We start from the raw sequence: 17,436 nt of genomic DNA on the forward strand, positions 1-17,436 counted from the left end.
CGCACCCCGCAGCAGGCCTACCTGAACCCGATTACCCAAGAAAACCCGCCAATTTCTTGACTCAAGACACGAATCCATCGAGCAGGATGGCCGCCCGCACACGTCAGCCGCCGCATTGTGGATAGCACCCACACTGGGGATAACCAGCTGGCGGTGATCAAGGCCACCGCGCGACTCGACGGCCTGTTGGCCGCACCGGAACTATCCTGCGTCGCCACGAGCGTTTGGTTCGTCCGGCCAAAGCCCCAAACGCTCCCCGGTTGCCTTCCGCATCCGGGCAAAACCATCACCACAGCCCAGTACCCGCAAAGCGGCTTCGGCCACCGTCCACGGACAGTCACCCGGACAGCTGCCGTCATCGGAGCGGCGGTTGATCACCGACTCCACCAAGCGGAACGGGAGGTCGTCGGCCTCGCCAGGGCCGTGGTGCTCGGCGATGACCGCGCGGGACAGCCCCCGGTAGTACGCCCGCAACTGAGCCCGACGCCAGCGGAACTCGGCGAAACGCTCGACGCGAAGTTCCGGAAGCAGATACAAGGTGCCCAGATTCCAGCGGCCGCCGCACAGTTGGGTGGCGTCGGCGACAACGAGCGTGTGCAGCCGGGGCGCCGCGGGGCCGCCTTCGGCCAACAGCTCGCCGGCCAACTGCAGCGAGATGTCCACGGTACCGGCCAGCAGCGCGTCGAGGATGTCGTCCTTCGCGGCGAAGTGGTGATACAGCGAGGCCTGCTGGATGCCGACGCTCTCGGCGATGCGCCGGGTGGAGGTGGCGGCATAGCCGATGGTGGTGAACAACTCCGCTGCCGCATCGAGGATCTCGTCGCGCGCGCTGTGGCCCGGGCGGCGAGAGGCCACCAGCCGGGGACGTCCGCGTCGATCGCTCTGCATGGCCCCCCGTCCCAGTATTTCTGTCGGGTGATAGATAATCATGTTACGGTGCCGGATGTCGAGAGGAGACACCCCGATGAGTACCGCCTCCACCGGCGGGGCCCGTTCACACGCCCGCGCGCAGGCGCACCAGGCCGAACTGCGGGTACCGGCGGTTCCCGACGACGTCGACCCGTCGACGCTGTTCTGGGCCGAGACCATCCCGGCGGACGGCTACGCCACCAAGGTGCTGGCCCGCGGCAGCCGGATCCGGCTGATCGACGCCGACGGCGGCGCCTGCGCGCATCTTCTGCTCTACCGCGCCGAAGCGCCCTGGGAGCGGCTCAACGTCGCCGACACGATGAAGGTGCCGTGGCAGGCCTACCTGGGCACCGGCCATCCGCTGCTCTCCGATCAGGGCCGCGTCCTGGCCACCGTCGTCGCCGACTCCTCGGGTCACCACGACCTGCTGTGCGGACCCGGCGCCACCGGCAGCCAACTGCTGCTGCTGGGCGCGATCAAGCACGGGATGAACATTCGCGACGTGGCGCCGTCGGTGGCGTTGTTCCGGGGTGTTCGGGTCGATCCGCCCAGCGGCGCAATGGAGTTCACCGGGTCGGCGGGGCCGGGGGCGGCAGTCGACCTGCTGATTCATCTGCCGGTGGTGCTGGTGGTAGCCAACGCCGCGCACCCGCTGGATCCCGACCCGCCCGCGACCGCGCTGGATGTGCTGGGGTGGAAAGCCGGCGAACAACTGAGCGCCCTGTCCAACCAAGACCCGGAATACCTGCGGGCGCTGGAGAACACCGAGGCGGTGGTGGCGGCATGGTGATCATCTCCGAGAATGTGGTGCCGGCCCGCGCGCCCTGGTCGGCGGTGGTGCGCGCCGGGGATCGGCTGCAGATCATCGACCTGCACGGCAACCAGGCGGTGGACTGCCTGCTCTATGACGCCAACGATCACACCCGCCGCTACAGCGCCCAGGCCACCGTCGCCGCCCAGCGCAACATCTTCGTGAGCACCGGTACGGCGCTGCGCAGTGCCGACGGCACCGCCCTGATGACCGTCGTCGCCGACGACGTCGGCAACCACGACACCATCGCCGGGGCCTGCTCGCAGGAGTCCAACACGCTGCGCTACGGCCACCACACCGCCCACCAGCATGCCTGCGTGGAGAACTTCCTGCTCGAAGGCGCCAAGCACGGGCTGGGCAAACGCGACATCGTCTCCAACATCAACTGGTTCATGAACGTCCCGGTCGAAGCCGACGGCACCCTGGGCATCGTCGACGGCATTTCGGCGCCCGGCAAAAGCGTGACGCTGCAGGCCGAGATCGACACCCTGGTGCTGGTGTCGAACTGCCCGCAGATCAACAACCCGTGCAATGGTTTTGACCCGACCCCGGTCCGCATGGTGATCACCCGACGATGATCGGCATCGAGGTGGTCCGCCCGGGCATGTTCACCACGGTGCAGGACTGGCCCGGGCGCGTCGGCTACTGGCATGTCGGAGTGCCGCCGTCCGGACCGATGGACGACCTGTCGTTTCGCCTCGGCAACCGGGTGCTGGGCAACGCCGAAGGCGCCGCCGGTCTGGAATGCACCAAATCCGGTCCCACTCTGCGCTTTTCGAGCCCGGCCTGGGTATGCGTCACCGGTGCGGGGGTGCCGGTCAGCGTGGACGGCGCCCCGGCGTCGCAGTGGCGGCCGGTGCGGGTACCCTCCGGCGGCCTACTGGAGATCGGGACCATTACCGGGCCCGGCATGCGCTGCTATCTGCTCGTCGAGGGCGGGCTATCGGAGCCGGAATACCTTGGCAGTGCTGCGACTTTCACCCAAGGCGCGTTCGGCGGGCACCACGGGCGGGCCCTGGGCGAAAAAGACCTACTCGGCGCGGCCGGCGGCCACGGCACCGCACCGGCGCTCACCCGGATACCCAGCCAGAGCCAGCCCAGTATCGGTCGGCACTGGGAACTGGCGGTGACCGAGGGCCCGCACGCCGCGCCGGAGTTTCTGACCCGCGCCGACATGGACACCCTGACGCGCACCGACTACACCGTCCACTTCAACTCCGACCGCACCGGCGTGCGGCTGGTCGGGCCGAAACCGCAGTGGGCACGTCATGACGGAGGAGACGCCGGCCTGCACCCATCGAACATTCATGACACCGCCTACACCGTTGGCGCACTGGACTTCACCGGCGACACCCCGATCCTGCTCGGGCCCGACGGCCCCAGCCTCGGCGGATTCGTCTGCCCGGTGACGGTGGTACGCGGCGACCGCTGGAAACTCGGCCAGCTGGCACCCGGCGACACCGTGCGGCTGGTGCCGATCCGGGCCGAGCACGCACCACCGGCTGCAGCGCTGAACGCGCAGCGGCGCGCGGCACTGCCCGTCGTGGTCTCGCGCTGCGGCGACGGCGACGACGGCGTGCTACAGCGCTACACCGGCCGTGACGGCACCCCCGTCACCCTGCGACGTGCCGGTGACGGCGGGATCTTACTCGAATACGGGCCGATGACACTGGATTTGGCGCTACGAGCGCGGGTGCAGGTGCTCTACGACCAAGTCCGGCAGCGGGGACTGCCCGGGCTGGCCGAACTGACGCCCGGTGTGCGATCCCTGCAGATCCAGTTCGACACCGAGTTGTCCTCGTGCGCCGAGGTGATCGAGCAAGTGGCCGCCCTCGATGACGCGCTTCCGCCGTGCGATGAGCTCGTCGTGCCGAGCCGCTCGGTGCGCCTGCCGCTGAGCTGGGACGACCCCGCCACCCATGAGGCCATTCGGCGCTATGAGTACGGCGTGCGGCCCGACGCGCCGTGGTGCCCGTCGAACATCGAATTCATCAGGCGCATCAACGGACTCGACGACGTCGCGCAGGTGTACGACATCGTGTTCGACGCGCACTACCTGGTGCTGGGTCTGGGCGACATCTACCTCGGCGCCCCGGTGGCCACCCCGCTGGACCCGCGCCACCGACTGGTCACCACCAAGTACAACCCGGCCCGCACCTGGACCCCGGAGAACGCCGTCGGGATCGGCGGCGCCTACCTGTGCATCTATGGCATCGAGGGACCCGGTGGCTACCAGTTCGTCGGGCGCACCACCCAGGTGTGGAATCACCGACACGCCACCGCAGGCCTGTTCGAACCCGAAACACCCTGGCTGCTGCGCTACTTCGACCGCATCAGCTTCTATCCGGTACCCGCCGAGGAGCTACTGGAGCTGCGCGCCGACACCGCGGCCGGACGCGGCCGGGTCGAGATCACCGACGGCGAGTTCGCATTGTCGGACTATCGCCGGTTCCTGGACGGCAACGCGGAGAGCATCGCCGGATTCCGCCGGCAACAAACGGCGGCGTTCGCCGCTGAACGCAGCGCCTGGCGCCAGGCCGGCGAAATCGGGGCCGCCGCGGGAAGCCCCTAGAGCACCACCGTTTCGTTGTCGACCCGGATCACCCGGTCCTGGCAGTGCCACTGCACCGCCCGCGACAACACCGCCCGCTCCACATCGGCGCCCAGTCGCACCAGATCGCTCACGCTGTGGGTGTGGTCGACGCGCACCACGTCCTGCTCGATGATCGGCCCCTCGTCGAGAACCTCGGTGACGTAATGCGCGGTGGCGCCGATCAGCTTGACGCCACGCTCCCGCGCTCGTTGATAGGGCGCCGCACCGACGAACGCCGGCAGGAAGGAGTGGTGGATGTTGATCAGCGGACAGGCAAGCGCCTCGATGAACTCACCGGTGATGATCTGCATGTAGCGCGCCAGCACCACCAGGTCGACGTTTCCGCAGAGCAGTTGCAGCTGACGCTGTTCGGCTTCGGCGCGGATCTCGCGGGTGGCGGGGATGTGGAAGAACGGCACCCCGAACGGCCGCACCTGTTCGGCCAGATCCGGATGATTGGAGATCACCATCGCCACCGTCATCTCCAGCTCGCCCCGTCGGTTGCGCCACAGCAGGTCCAGCAGGCAGTGGTCGGCCTTGGAGGCCATGATCGCCACCCGCTTGGGCTTGGCGGCTTCGGCGAACCGGTAGTGCATCGCGAACCGCTCGGCCACCGTGGCGCCGAACCGCTGCTGGAGCTCATCGATGGCGGCGGGTAGGCCGGGCAGGTGAAAGATCGCCCGCTGCACGAACGTCCCGTCTTCGGGGGCCGTCGAGTGCTGATCGAGCGAGATGATGTTGGCGCCGGCGTCGGCCAAAAAGGCGCTGACCGAGGCGATGATGCCGTGGCTGTCGGGACAGCGCAGCAGCAGCCGGCCGATGTCGGCCATCGGTTGAGCACCGGACCGGTGCGGATGGCCCTGCGGCGGCTGTGCCGGCGTCGGGGAACCCGCGGGCCCCCGAGCCTCCCCGGAACCGTTCGTCATGGCCGCCCTTCGCCGATCCGGAATATCAACGGGTCAGGCTACCGGTGAAGTGGACCAAAATCCGACACACCGGGCGGCTAACGCAGTCACATAGGTAACAGAGGGCACACTGGTAACAACAACGATGCCTGGAGGGTGCTGCCGTGTACCGAGTGTTCGAAGCCCTTGACGAACTGGGCTCCATTGTCGAAGAAGCCCGTGGCGTGCCGATGACGGCCGGCTGCGTGGTGCCCCGCGGCGACGTCCTGGAATTGATCGACGACATCCGGGATGCGATCCCCGGCGAGCTCGACGACGCCCAGGATGTGCTCGACGCCCGCGACTCGGTGCTCAACGAGGCCAAGGAGCACGCGGACTCGATGGTCAGCTCCGCCACCGCCGAATCCGACTCGCTGGTCAGCCATGCCCGGGCCGAAGCCGACCGGCTGCTGGCCGACGCCAAGGGGCAGGCCGACCGGATGGTGGCCGAGGCGCGCGGGCACAGCGAGCGGATGCTCGGCGATGCCCGCGAGGAAGCCGCCCGGCTGACCGCGACCGCCAAGCGTGAGTTCGAGACCGCCACCAGCCGTGCCCAGGCCGAATGCGACCGGCTGGTCGAGAACGGCAACGCCGCCTACGAGAAGGCGGTTCAGGAGGGCATCAAGGAACAGCAGCGGCTGGTTTCGCAGAACGAGGTGGTGACCTCGGCCCGCGCCGAGGCCACCCGGCTGATCGACTCGGCGCACGCCGAGGCCGACCGGATGCGCGGCGAATGCGACATCTACGTCGACGCCAAGCTGGCCGAGTTCGAGGACTTCCTCAACGGCACGCTCCGCTCGATCAATCGCGGCCGTCACCAACTGCGTACCGCCGCCGGCACTCACGACTACGCCACTCGCTGACCGGCGAGCGTGGTGATGCCCGCTGCGTAGAATCGCGGCATGGCGAGGCATCCGGACACAGGCGTGAAGAGCGGGCGGCGAAAGCTGCCGTCGCCGTTCGTGGTGAACGTCGCCCGGTTGGGCCGGCGTCCCGGCTCGATGATCGCGCTGCACGAGCAGCGCCGCAGCCCGCACCGCATCGGGCTGGACCTGGTGGCGATCCCCTCCGACACCGCCGTCGAGCTGGATCTGCGGGTGGAGTCGGTCTCCGAGGGCGTGCTGGTCACCGGCGCGGTGTCGGGGCCCACCGCGGGCGAATGTGCGCGCTGCCTGCAACCGCTGACCGGTGACATCGAGGTCGAGTTGACTGAGCTGTTCGCCTACCCGGACAGCACCACCGACGCCACCACCGACGACGACGAGATCGGCCGCGTCGTCGACGACGCCGTGGACCTCGAGCAGGCGATCGTCGACGCGGTCGGGCTGGCGCTGCCGCTGTCCCCGCTGTGTGACCCCGACTGCCCGGGCCTGTGCCCGGACTGCGGGATCGTCTTGGCCGACGCCGAACCGGGCCACCACCACGACAAGATCGACCCGCGCTGGGCCAAGCTCGCCGAAATGGCCGGGCCCCCGGGCACGCAGGTGACCGACGACGGTGACCGGTGAGCCGTCCCCGGCAGGCCGTGCTCGACGCACTCGGAGTGGATCTCTCCGACGACCTGCTCACGCTGGCGGTCACCCACCGCAGCTACGCCTACGAGAACGGCGGCCTGCCCACCAATGAGCGTCTCGAATTCCTTGGGGACGCCGTCCTCGGGCTGACCATCACCGACGAACTGTTCCACCGGCACCCCGACCGGCCCGAGGGCGACCTGGCCAAACTGCGCTCCAGCGTGGTCAACACCGCCGCGCTGGCCGCTGTGGCGCGGCGGCTGACCGACGACGGCCTGGGCGCCCACCTGCTGCTCGGCCGCGGGGAGATCAACACCGGCGGGCCCGACAAGGCCAGCATCCTGGCCGACGGGATGGAGTCGCTGCTGGGCGCGGTGTACCTGCAGCACGGCATCGACACCGCGCGGGCGGTGATCCTGCGGCTGTTCGGGCCGCTGCTGGACACCGCGGCCACCCTGGGGGCGGGCCTGGACTGGAAGACCAGCCTGCAGGAGCTGACCGCGGCCCGCGGCCTCGGCGTGCCCGGCTACCAGGTCAGCTCGACCGGACCGGACCACGACCGGGAGTTCACCGCCGTCGTCGTTGTGTCCGGCACCGAATACGGCACCGGTGTCGGACGGTCGAAGAAAGAAGCCGAACAAAAGGCGGCGGCGGCGGCCTGGACGGCGCTGGACGCCTCGGACACCCCGGCCGCCGGCACGCCCGGGTAGCGATGCCGGAGCTTCCCGAGGTCGAGGTGGTGCGCCGCGGCCTGCATACCCACCTGGTGGGCCGCACCATGACCGGTGTCCGGGTCCATCACCCGCGCGCGGTGCGCCGCCACGAGGCCGGCCCCGCCGACCTGACCGGCCGGCTGCTCGGTGCCCGCATCACCGGCACCGACCGCCGCGGCAAGTATCTGTGGCTGCTGCTCAGTACCGACGAGGCGCTGGTGGTGCACCTGGGCATGAGCGGACAGATGCTGCTGGGGGAGCTGCCCGACACCAAACACCTGCGGATCGCCGCGGTGCTCGACGACGGCACGAAGGTCAGCTTCGTCGACCAGCGGACGTTCGGCGGCTGGCAGCTCACCGACCTGGTCACCGTCGCTGGCAGCAGGGTCCCGCTGCCGGTGGCGCACCTGGCCCGCGACCCGCTGGACCCGCGCTTTGACGCCGAATCGGTGGTGAATGTGCTGCGGCGCAAGCATTCCGAGATCAAACGTCAACTGCTCGACCAGACCGTGATCTCCGGGATCGGAAACATCTACGCCGACGAGGCGCTGTGGCGGGCCGGCATCCGCGGCACCCGGATGGCCGACACGCTGTCCCGCCCGCGATTGCGGGCACTGCTGGAGGCCGCCGCGGCGGTGATGGGTGACGCGCTGGCCGCCGGGGGCACCTCGTTCGATTCGCTGTATGTCAACGTCAACGGCGAGTCCGGCTACTTCAGCCGGTCGCTGGACGCCTACGGCCGCGAAGACGAGCCGTGTCGGCGCTGCGGCACCGCGATCCGCCGGGCGAAGTTCATGAACCGCTCGTCGTACTACTGCCCGAAATGCCAGCGCTGACTCGCGCCAGGGAGGAGTTCACTCGAAGATGTCGCGGTACACCCGCCCCGCGGGCAGTGTCGGATCGACGAACCACTCCCGGCCGAACATCAGCCCGGCAACTTGCGGAGGAAGCCGCATCAACACCGCGAACAGGCGTGCCGCCGCGCCGGTGGTGCCGATCTGCGAACGGTGCGCGGCGAGCGCGTCGCGCTTCTGCCGGGCGAACCGAAAGACGTTGATCCGGTGGGTGATCGATGAGCTAGGTGCGTATGCAGCGCGAAGCACGTCACGCCCGTAGGGTGCCGGCAACCGCAACAGCCGAGCGGCATTGGCGACTCGGATCAACATCTCCCGGGGCATGGTCGCCTCCAACACCCGCGGGGTGCCCGCGAGTTCGGCGGCGCGCTTGCCGACGTGATGCACCTGCACGTGGTCACGATGCCCGTAGCCGCCGTTGGCCTGGTAGCTCAACAGCAGGTCCGCTTCCTCCTCGCGCAGAATGGCGGCCAGCCGCTGGGCCGCCTCCTCGGTGTCTGCACGGGCGAATCGGACCCGGCCCGGCGGGTCGGGATAGAACTCCGTGCCGAACCCGCTGTCGGCGTACCCGAGGCATTCGACCCGCTTCGCGCCGAGAGTCCGTGCACTGTTGCGTAATTCGCTGACCCGGTCGACGTCGTCGTTGCGCACGCGTCCATCGGTCGCTGCCACCACCACCACGCGATGCCCGCCGGCGGCCGCGCGTGCCAGGGTCCCGCCGGTCAGCACCACCTCGTCGTCCGGATGAGCATGGAACGCGACGACGGTGGCCATGAACGATCAGTATGCTCGGCGCGCATCCTCACCGCTGCAGCGGGTCAAGGGTGATCAGGAGGCGAACGAGTTCGGCCTGGCGATGCACACCGGTTTTGTCGAACACATGCCGCAGGTGGGTCTTCACGGTATTCGGCGACACGGACAACGCCTCGGCGATCGGAGCCAAGCCCTCGCCCCGCGTCACCAACAGGGCTACCTGCGCCTCGCTTTGCGTCAGCCCGTAGAGGCGCCGCAGCAGCATAGCCGGAGGTTCCGGCTGCCGCTCGGGATCGACGATGATGACCATCGCCCGCCCGTCCTGCGCCGCAACGGGATTCGGCTCGATCGGCAGCACATGCAGAATATAGGGCCGCCGGCCCGAGGCCCGCGCACACAGAAATGAGCCACCCCAGATATCGCAGCCGTCCAGATCCGATGCGCGGCCGATGCTGCGTTCCAACTCCGCGTCGGCGCAGCGGGCCTCAGCCTTGATGCAGCCGTTGTCGATCCGTAAACCGTCACCTGCGCACAGCACTCGCTCCGCGGCAGAGTTGACGTACACCGCCCTGCGCCCTTCGACGATGACGATCCCGTGGCTGACGGCCTCACTGGCCCGGGCGAGGTCGCCGCTGCGGTGATCGAGGTCCTCGAGGCGGCCCTGCATACGCAGCGCCTGCTGCAGATGGGTGCTGAGACAGTCGATCAGTGCGAGGTGCTCCGGACTGTCGAACCGATCCGATCTCTTCACACTCGCGATGGCCAGGCTGGTGACCGCCGGCCCGTTGGTGAGGCGCACGAAGAGCCCGTCGTCCAGCCCGTTCGGGCGCGCCCAATCGGTCTGAAATTCACAATGCTGGTAGGGCCACATCAGTTCTGCGCCCGTTCGCACTGCCCCGACCGGGCCCGCCTCGACCGCGCAGAGCACGTGATCCAACCGGTCGTAATGCGCCGCGTAGGCCTGCGCCGCGGACGGCGGCATCTGAGCGTGCTTGATGATGCGCGAGCCGTTGTCGCTGAACACCAGCGAAGCGGTGTGCGCGTCGAAGGCGCGGGCGATCGCGGCCATGGAGGCATTCCATTGCTCCGGTGCCAGCACCGCGGAGTAAATACCAGCGATCAGTTGTGAGAATTCATCGACCGCGAACATCGCCTGCCCCGAATTCCCCGATCGGACTGCACATCCCACACATCCGCATCTCCCGGTTGCGAAGCGCTAGGAAGACCGCTGTCTTCTTGCCGCAAAAGTGTACTCGGATCTCATCCATTGGGATGAGGCAATTTCGGGGTCGCAGTGCTTGCCTGAAGATGTGTTCGCCGGTGGTTTACGGACACGAAAATATCACTGCCGCAAGGAGGTGACGGCCATGGCGCAATTGGCCCTCAACCCCGGGGTGGCGTCTGCCTACGGCGCCGCCGCACACCATGTGCAACAGCGCGGCCATGAGGCTGCCGCAACATTGTTCGTCGCGATGGGCCGTATCCGCAGATTGCTCGAACCGGGAGATCCTGTCCCGCGATTCGAGTCGGTCTGCATGGAAAACGCGCGGATGTCGCGGGAGATGTACCGGCTGTGACGACGAAAGTCGGCCGGGGCAAGGGAAATTCCCAGGAAAGGAATCGAAGGATGTCTGAGCAGAACATCGAACTGGTCCGGAGCGGTTATCAGGCGTTCGCCAGCGGCGACAACGAAGCCTTGATGGCGCTCTTCGATGACGACATCGAATGGGTGCAACCGGGTGAGAGTGCGGTCAGCGGAACCTACCGGGGCAAAACGGAACTCGGCCAGTTCCTGGCGGGTTTGGCCACCAAGGAGCCGATCATCGCTCCGCATCGTTTCCTGGCAGACGGCGACACGGTCGTGGTGCTCAGTGAAGCCTCGGTCGGTGGCGAACGTGCGCACAGCGCCGAGGTTTACACCATCCGCAATGGCAAGACGCTGCGGGTCGAGGTGTACGGCGACACCGCCATGATGGAACGCCAGTACGGCCGAAAGAACGTCGCGGCCGTCTGATCGGCCGCCGGCGTAGCGAGGCGCCGGGTTGGCGGTAAAAATGTCCCCATGACGCAATTGTGGGTGGAACGAACCGGAACCCGGCGCTACACCGGCCGCAGTTCCCGGGGCGCGCAGGTGCTGGTCGGCAGCGAAGACGTGGACGGCGTCTTCACCCCCGGCGAACTGCTGAAGATCGCCTTGGCGGCGTGCAGCGGCATGTCCAGCGACGCCCCGCTGGCGCGCCGGCTCGGCGACGACTACCCGGCGACGATTCAGGTCTGCGGTCCAGCCGACCGGGACCAGGAGCGCTACCCGCTGCTGGCGGAGACCCTGGAGCTGGACCTGTCGGCTCTGGACGACTCCGAAAAGCAGCGGCTGCTGACCGTCGTGCGCCGCGCCGTCGATCAGGTCTGCACCGTGGGCCGCACGCTGCAATCCGGCACCGAGGTGCGCTTCGAGGTCGCCGATCGTGGCCGGCCCTGACGCCCGGCTCAGCGCCTGGGTCCACGGCACGGTCCAGGGGGTGGGCTTTCGGTGGTGGACGCGGTCGCGCGCGCTGGAGCTGGGGCTGACCGGTTACGCCGCCAACCGCCCCGACGGGCGGGTGCACGTCGTGGCCCAGGGGCCACGCGAGAACTGCCAACGCCTGCTGGAGCTGCTGCAGGGCGGCTCGGCTCCGGGCCGGGTGGAGACCGTGGTTGCCGACTGGGTGGTCGCCACCGAGCCGATCGACGGATTCAGCGAACGTTAGACCGGTAGTCTCACACCCCGTGCACCTCAAGAGTCTGACGCTGAAGGGCTTCAAGTCCTTCGCCGCGCCGACGACTCTGCGGTTCGAGCCGGGCATCACCGCGGTGGTCGGGCCCAACGGGTCCGGGAAATCCAACGTGGTCGACGCGCTGGCCTGGGTGATGGGCGAACACAGCGCCAAGACGCTGCGCGGCGGCAAGATGGAAGACGTCATCTTCGCCGGCACCTCCTCACGTGCCCCATTGGGCCGCGCCGAGGTCACCGTCACCATCGACAACTCCGACAACGCCCTGCCGATCGAGTACGCCGAGGTGTCGATCACTCGCCGGATGTTCCGCGACGGCGCCAGCGAGTACGAGATCAACGGCGCGAGCTGCCGGCTGATGGATGTCCAGGAGCTGCTGAGCGACTCGGGGATCGGGCGTGAGATGCACGTCATCGTCGGTCAGGGCCGGCTGTCGCAGATCCTGGAATCGCGGCCCGAAGACCGCCGGGCGTTCATCGAAGAGGCCGCCGGGGTGCTCAAGCACCGCAAGCGCAAGGAAAAGGCGGTCCGCAAGCTCGACGCGATGGGGGCCAACCTGGCCCGGCTGACCGACCTGACCACCGAGCTGCGCCGTCAGCTCAAACCGTTGGGCCGTCAGGCCGAGGTCGCGCGCCGGGCCGCCACCATCCAGGCCGACCTGCGGGACGCCCGGCTGCGGCTGACGGCCGACGACCTCGTCACCCGGCAGACCGAGTTCGCCGGAACCACTGACGCCGAGGCGACGCTGCGCCGCGAACACGACCAGATCACCGAGCGGCTGACGGCGGCCGCCGACGAGCTGACCGCGCACGAGTCCGCGGTCGCCACCTTGACTCAGCGCGCTGAGGCCGCCCAGCAGACCTGGTTCTCGCTCTCCGCGCTGGCCGAGCGGGTCAGCGCCACCGTGCGCATCGCCAGCGACCGCGCCCAGCATCTCGACGAGGACCCGATCACCACCGGTGGCGTCGACCCGGACGCGCTGGAGGCCGAGGCCGAGCAGGTGGCCGCCGCCGAGCAGCAGCTGCTGGCCGAACTGACCGAGGCCGGCACCCGGCTGCAGGCCGCCCGTGCCGAGTTGGCCGAACGCGAACGGCGCAGCACCGAGGCCGAGAAGGCACACTTGGCCGCGGTGCGCGCCGAAGCCGACCGCCGCGAGGGCCTGGCCCGGCTGACCGGACAGGTGGAGACGATCCGGGCGCGCGTGGAGTCGATCGACGCCCACGTGGCGCAGCTCTCGGCGCGCATCGAGGAAGCCGCCGCGCGCGCCCAGGCCGCACAGGCAGAGTTCGAAACGGTGCAGAGCCGGGTCGGCGAACTCGATCAAGGCGAGGTCGGACTCGACGAACAGCATGAGCGGACGGTGGCCGCGTTGCGGCTGGCCGATGAGCGGGTCGCCGAGCTGCAGGCCGCCGAGCGGGGCGCCGAACGGCAGGTGGCCTCCCTGCGCGCCCGTATCGATGCGTTGTCGATGGGACTGGAACGCCGCGACGGCGCCGCCTGGTTGGCCCAGAACCACAGCGGGTCTGGGCTGTTCGGGTCGATCGCCACGCTGGTCAAGGTGCGCTCGGGCTACGAGGCGGCGCTGGCCGCGGTGCTCGGCTCGGCCGCCGACGCGCTGGCCGCCGAGAACGCCGGTGCGGCGCGCACGGCGCTGAACGCGCTGAAGAGTGCCGACGGTGGGCGGGCCGCGATCGTGCTGGGGGACTGGCCGCTGTCGCCGCCGGTGGAACAGACCGGCCTGCCCGACGGGGCGCAGTGGGCGCTGGAGTTGATCGAGGCCCCCGACCGGCTGCGCGGCGCGATGACCGCGATGTTGTCGTCGGTGGTGGTGGTGCCCGATCTGCCCGCGGCCCTGGATCTGGTGGCCGCCCGCCCCGGCGTGCGTGCGGTGACCGTCGACGGCGACCTGGTCGGGGCGGGCTGGGTCAGTGGCGGTTCGGACCGCAAGCCCTCGATGCTGGAGATCAACAGCGAGATCGACAAGGCGCGCGGCGAGCTGGCCGGCGCCGAAACACAGGTCGGACAGCTCAGTGCGGCCCTGTCGGGCGCGTTGGCAGAGCAGGCCGCCCGCCAGGACGCCACCGAGCAGGCGCTGGCCGCGCTCAACGAATCCGACGCCGCGATCGCCGCCACCCACGAGCGGCTGGGCCGGCTGGGCCAGGAGGCCCGCGCGGCCGAGACCGAGTGGCGCCGCCGGCTGCGGGAACGCGACGAGTTGGAGTCCGGCCGGGCGCAGGCCGTCACCGAGCTCAGCGAGATCGAGGCCCGGCTGCGCAACGCCGAGCAGGACCAGCCGACCGCCGCTGCCGAGCCGGTGGACCGGGAGCAGATCGCGGCCGCCGCCGAGGCGGCCCGCAGCGTCGAGGTGGAGGCCCGGCTGGCGGTGCGCACCGCCGAGGAACGCGCCAATGCCGTTCGGGGCAAGGCGGATTCGCTGCGCCGGGCCGCCGCCGCCGAACGCGAGGCGCGGGTGCGCGCCGAACAGGCCCGCGCGGCCCGTGCGCTCGCAGCGACCACGGCGGCCGCGGTGGCCGAGGCCGGGACGGAGCTGGCCCGGCGTTTGCAGCTGGTGGTGGCGGCGGCGGCGCGGATCCGAGACGGGCTGGCCGGCGAACGCCAGCAGCGGGCCGCCGCGATGGCCGCGGTCCGCGAGGAGGTGAACTCGCTGAGCACCCGGATCACCGCACTCACCGAGTCGCTGCACCGCGACGAAGTCGCCAAGGCGCAGGCAGCGCTGCGCATCGAGCAACTCGAGCAGACGGTGCTCGAACAGTTCGGGATGGGCTCGGCGGACCTGATCGCCGAATACGGGCCGGACGTTCCGTTACCGCCGACCGAGCTGGAAATCGCCGAATTCGAGCAGGCCCGCGAACGTGGCGAGCAGGTGACCGCGCCCGCCCCGATGCCCTTCGACCGGCCCACCCAGGAGCGCCGGGCCAAGCGCGCCGAACGCGAACTTGCCGAATTGGGCCGGGTCAATCCGCTGGCGCTGGAAGAGTTCGCTGCCCTCGAAGAGCGCTACAACTTCCTGTCCACCCAGCTGGAGGACGTCAAGGCGGCCCGCAAGGATCTGCTCGACGTGGTCTCAGACGTCGACGCGCGCATCCTGCAGGTGTTCACCGACGCCTACGCCGATGTGGAACGCGAATTCACCGAGGTGTTCGCGGCGCTGTTCCCCGGCGGCGAGGGCCGGCTGCTGTTGACCGACCCGTCCGACATGCTGACCACCGGCGTCGACGTCGAAGCCCGTCCACCCGGCAAGAAGGTCAAGCGGCTGTCCCTGCTGTCCGGCGGTGAGAAGTCGCTGACCGCGATCGCCATGCTGGTCGCGATCTTTCGGGCCCGACCGTCGCCGTTCTACATCATGGACGAGGTCGAGGCAGCGCTCGACGACACCAACCTGCGCCGGCTGCTGGCGCTGTTCGAGATGCTGCGGGCCCGCTCGCAGCTGATCGTGATCACCCACCAGAAGCCGACGATGGAGGTCGCCGACGCGCTGTACGGGGTGACCATGCAGGGCGACGGGATCACCGCGGTGATCTCCCAGCGGATCCGCGGCGAAGAGCTGGTGTCCAGCCAGGGCTAGCTGGTCAAGTCGGCCAGGGTGAAATTCATCTCGGCAGGCTCGTGCACCTGAACTCTGCCCTCGTGGAGTACGACCAAGGGCCGGTACAGCTCGCCGTCGAGGCGGTAGGCCAGAAACCATGCGGGTGCCTCGGCGTCGACGATCCAGTAGTGCTCAATGCCGGCTTTGGCGTACTCGTGCAGCTTCATGACGGTATCCATCCGGCGCGAGCCGGGTGAGACGATCTCGACGACGAGCACCACATCCGCTGCCGGAAGCCGAACGGTACGTCCGTCGACGCCGTCACTACGGATCACTACGATGTCCGGGTCGCGGACACTGGGCGGAAATGTGGCGCTGGTCGTCACCTCCATTTCGGCTAGCGCCTCCAGCCTGTCGGGCAGGTGATCTTGCAGGAGGCGGGTGAGCTGTCGTGAAATGCGCTGATGGGTGACTTGCGGCCGCGGCGACATGATGAGGGTTCCCTCGCTGAGCTCCCACCGTCGCTCGTGGGCGATTTCCAGGGCGTCCCACTGCTCCAGGGTGATCAAGCCATACGGCAGATCGGCCAGCTCAGACATGGTGCACCTCCTCCCGATGGGAGCTCGAGTAGTTGCAGATTACGCCGGAAGGCGTGTTGACCGCAGTCTGCCGGGCCCCACCGACAAGCCCTGCCCACCACGGCCCTGAAACAATGGCGGGGTGTCTGAAGGTCTCTGGATCGCCATCGCGGTCGCCGCCGCACTCGTCGTCATCGCCGCACTGATCTTCGGCCTGGTGCGCCATCGCCGGCGGCGCATCAGCTTGTCCGCGCCCCAGCGTGAGAGCCTGGACCGCTCGGGCGGCTACGCTGCTTCGTCGGGCATCACGTTCAGCCGGACCGATGAGGCACCAGTCATCGGCGACGACGCGACCGTGCCGCGGGACGCGCCCCGGCGCACCATTACCAATGTCGAACTGCCCGAAGTGGCCCCCGAGGCGCCCCCGGAAGCGCCCGCCGAGCCCCCGGTGGCGCCCGCCGAAGCCGTCGAACCGGACATCGAGCCGGTGGACGGCCGGATGCAGCGCCTGCGCGGCCGGTTGGCCAAGTCGCAGAACGCGTTTGGCCGCAGCATGCTCGGGCTGCTCGGCGGCGGAGACCTGGATGAGGACTCCTGGCAGGACGTCGAAGACACCCTGCTGCTGTCCGACCTGGGGCCCACCGTCACCGAATCGGTGGTCGCGCAGCTGCGCGAACGGCTGGCCGGCGGGCAGGTGCGTACCGAAGCCGACGCCCGCGCGGTGCTGCGCGAGGTGCTCATCGGCGAACTGCACCCCGACCTGGACCGCTCCATCCGGGCGCTGCCGCACGCCGAGCACCCGTCGGTGCTGCTGGTGGTCGGCGTCAACGGCACCGGCAAGACCACCACGGTCGGAAAACTGGCCCGGGTGCTGGTGGCCGACGGCCGGCGGGTGGTGCTGGGCGCGGCCGACACCTTCCGGGCCGCTGCGGCCGACCAGCTGCAGATCTGGGCGGCGCGGGTCGGTGCGGAGGTGGTCCGCGGCCCCGAGGGAGCCGATCCGGCCTCGGTCGCGTTCGATGCCGTCGACAAGGGCGTCGTGGCCGGTGCCGACGTGGTGGTCATCGACACCGCCGGCCGGTTGCACACCAAGACCGGCTTGATGGACGAGCTCGGCAAGGTCAAGCGGGTGGTGACCCGCCGTGCTGCGGTCGACGAGGTGCTGCTGGTGCTCGATGCCACCATCGGGCAGAACGGCCTGGCGCAGGCTCGGGTGTTCGCGGACGTCGTCGATATCACCGGGGTGGTGCTGACCAAACTGGACGGCACGGCCAAGGGCGGCATCGTGTTCCGGGTGCAGCAGGAGCTGGGGGTGCCGGTCAAGCTGGTGGGGCTCGGCGAGGGCCCCGACGACCTGGCTCCATTCGAGCCGGCGGCCTTCGTCGACGCTTTGCTCGGCTGAGCGATCCCGCGCCGATCGTGACCACCCTGTTACCAGGGTCGGCCGCT

At 69.3% G+C, this 17,436-nt stretch carries 18 protein-coding genes; 13 read left to right on the forward strand and 5 right to left on the reverse strand.

The features are described from left to right. Positions 1 to 201: 201 nt before the first annotated feature. Positions 202 to 888 (reverse strand): TetR/AcrR family transcriptional regulator, encoded by a 687-nt coding sequence (locus tag A5771_RS00635; protein ID WP_064853275.1) that lies wholly within the window; start codon positions 886 to 888, stop codon positions 202 to 204. A 76-nt stretch (positions 889 to 964) separates the two neighbouring features. Here A5771_RS00635 and A5771_RS00640 point away from each other — a divergent pair, with 76 nt between their 5' ends. The 3 genes from A5771_RS00640 to A5771_RS00650 are packed head-to-tail and all read left to right on the forward strand — an operon-like array spanning position 965 to position 4,292. Continuing rightward, positions 965 to 1,699 carry a DUF1989 domain-containing protein gene (locus tag A5771_RS00640; RefSeq protein WP_064853276.1) on the forward strand — a complete coding sequence of 245 codons (735 nt, stop codon included), beginning with the start codon at positions 965 to 967 and terminating at the stop codon, positions 1,697 to 1,699. Beyond that, complete coding sequence (locus tag A5771_RS00645; RefSeq protein ID WP_064853277.1) at positions 1,693 to 2,298, forward strand: urea amidolyase associated protein UAAP2; 606 nt, start codon at positions 1,693 to 1,695, stop codon at positions 2,296 to 2,298. The genes A5771_RS00640 and A5771_RS00645 overlap by 7 nt, the downstream gene beginning before the upstream one ends. Continuing rightward, positions 2,295 to 4,292, forward strand: coding sequence for a 5-oxoprolinase/urea amidolyase family protein (locus A5771_RS00650; RefSeq protein ID WP_064853278.1), 1,998 nt, complete (start codon positions 2,295 to 2,297; stop codon positions 4,290 to 4,292). Before A5771_RS00645 ends, A5771_RS00650 begins: the two co-directional genes overlap by 4 nt. Here A5771_RS00650 and purU read toward each other — a convergent pair. Then, complete coding sequence (purU, locus tag A5771_RS00655) at positions 4,289 to 5,239, reverse strand: formyltetrahydrofolate deformylase (protein ID WP_428844371.1); 951 nt, start codon at positions 5,237 to 5,239, stop codon at positions 4,289 to 4,291. The genes A5771_RS00650 and purU overlap by 4 nt on opposite strands. A 143-nt stretch (positions 5,240 to 5,382) precedes the next feature. On the opposite strand from purU, the gene sepIVA reads away from it, so the two are divergent. From sepIVA to mutM, 4 genes are read left to right on the forward strand one after another with little or no spacing between them, the layout of a single operon-like run. Next, complete coding sequence (gene sepIVA / locus A5771_RS00660) at positions 5,383 to 6,120, forward strand: cell division protein SepIVA (protein ID WP_064853280.1); 738 nt, start codon at positions 5,383 to 5,385, stop codon at positions 6,118 to 6,120. A gap of 39 nt (positions 6,121 to 6,159) precedes the next feature. After that, positions 6,160 to 6,765, forward strand: coding sequence for a YceD family protein (locus A5771_RS00665; protein ID WP_064853281.1), 606 nt, complete (start codon positions 6,160 to 6,162; stop codon positions 6,763 to 6,765). Further along, positions 6,762 to 7,481 (forward strand): ribonuclease III, encoded by a 720-nt coding sequence (rnc, locus tag A5771_RS00670; RefSeq protein ID WP_064853282.1) that lies wholly within the window; start codon positions 6,762 to 6,764, stop codon positions 7,479 to 7,481. Before A5771_RS00665 ends, rnc begins: the two co-directional genes overlap by 4 nt. A gap of 2 nt (positions 7,482 to 7,483) precedes the next feature. Then, a complete protein-coding gene (mutM, locus tag A5771_RS00675; protein WP_064853283.1) occupies positions 7,484 to 8,320 on the forward strand; it encodes a bifunctional DNA-formamidopyrimidine glycosylase/DNA-(apurinic or apyrimidinic site) lyase in 837 nt (278 codons plus the stop codon). 18 nt (positions 8,321 to 8,338) lie between these two features. On the opposite strand, the gene A5771_RS00680 is transcribed toward mutM, so the two are convergent. Further along, the gene (locus tag A5771_RS00680; protein WP_064853284.1) at positions 8,339 to 9,112 is read right to left on the reverse strand and encodes a PIG-L deacetylase family protein; all 774 of its coding nucleotides are present in this window, start codon (positions 9,110 to 9,112) and stop codon (positions 8,339 to 8,341) included. A 28-nt stretch (positions 9,113 to 9,140) separates the two neighbouring features. Beyond that, positions 9,141 to 10,241 (reverse strand): helix-turn-helix transcriptional regulator, encoded by a 1,101-nt coding sequence (locus A5771_RS00685; RefSeq protein ID WP_064853285.1) that lies wholly within the window; start codon positions 10,239 to 10,241, stop codon positions 9,141 to 9,143. Positions 10,242 to 10,458: 217 nt separating this feature from the next. On the opposite strand from A5771_RS00685, the gene A5771_RS00690 reads away from it, so the two are divergent. Genes A5771_RS00690 through smc form a run of 5 tightly spaced genes read left to right on the forward strand, consistent with a single transcriptional unit; the run spans position 10,459 to position 15,448 of the window. Then, positions 10,459 to 10,668: a hypothetical protein gene (locus A5771_RS00690; protein WP_131808875.1), complete on the forward strand. Its 210-nt coding sequence runs from the start codon at positions 10,459 to 10,461 to the stop codon at positions 10,666 to 10,668. Positions 10,669 to 10,718: 50 nt separating this feature from the next. Next, positions 10,719 to 11,105: a nuclear transport factor 2 family protein gene (locus A5771_RS00695; RefSeq protein ID WP_064853287.1), complete on the forward strand. Its 387-nt coding sequence runs from the start codon at positions 10,719 to 10,721 to the stop codon at positions 11,103 to 11,105. Positions 11,106 to 11,153: 48 nt separating this feature from the next. After that, positions 11,154 to 11,570 carry an OsmC family protein gene (locus A5771_RS00700; RefSeq protein ID WP_064853288.1) on the forward strand — a complete coding sequence of 139 codons (417 nt, stop codon included), beginning with the start codon at positions 11,154 to 11,156 and terminating at the stop codon, positions 11,568 to 11,570. Beyond that, positions 11,557 to 11,838, forward strand: a complete 282-nt coding sequence (locus tag A5771_RS00705; protein WP_082946981.1) for an acylphosphatase — start codon at positions 11,557 to 11,559, stop codon at positions 11,836 to 11,838. The genes A5771_RS00700 and A5771_RS00705 overlap by 14 nt, the downstream gene beginning before the upstream one ends. Before the next feature lie 19 nt (positions 11,839 to 11,857). Further along, on the forward strand, positions 11,858 to 15,448 hold the full coding sequence (smc, locus tag A5771_RS00710; RefSeq protein ID WP_064853290.1) for a chromosome segregation protein SMC: 3,591 nt from the start codon (positions 11,858 to 11,860) through the stop codon (positions 15,446 to 15,448). Here the strand turns inward: smc and A5771_RS00715 are convergent. Continuing rightward, on the reverse strand, positions 15,445 to 16,008 hold the full coding sequence (locus tag A5771_RS00715) for a Uma2 family endonuclease (RefSeq protein ID WP_064853291.1): 564 nt from the start codon (positions 16,006 to 16,008) through the stop codon (positions 15,445 to 15,447). The genes smc and A5771_RS00715 overlap by 4 nt on opposite strands. Positions 16,009 to 16,129: 121 nt before the next feature. Here A5771_RS00715 and ftsY point away from each other — a divergent pair, with 121 nt between their 5' ends. Then, a complete protein-coding gene (gene ftsY, locus A5771_RS00720) occupies positions 16,130 to 17,389 on the forward strand; it encodes a signal recognition particle-docking protein FtsY (protein ID WP_064853292.1) in 1,260 nt (419 codons plus the stop codon). Positions 17,390 to 17,436: the final 47 nt, after the last annotated feature.

It is taken from the genome of Mycolicibacter sinensis (assembly GCF_001667375.1).
Lineage (GTDB): Bacteria > Actinomycetota > Actinomycetes > Mycobacteriales > Mycobacteriaceae > Mycobacterium > Mycobacterium sinense_A.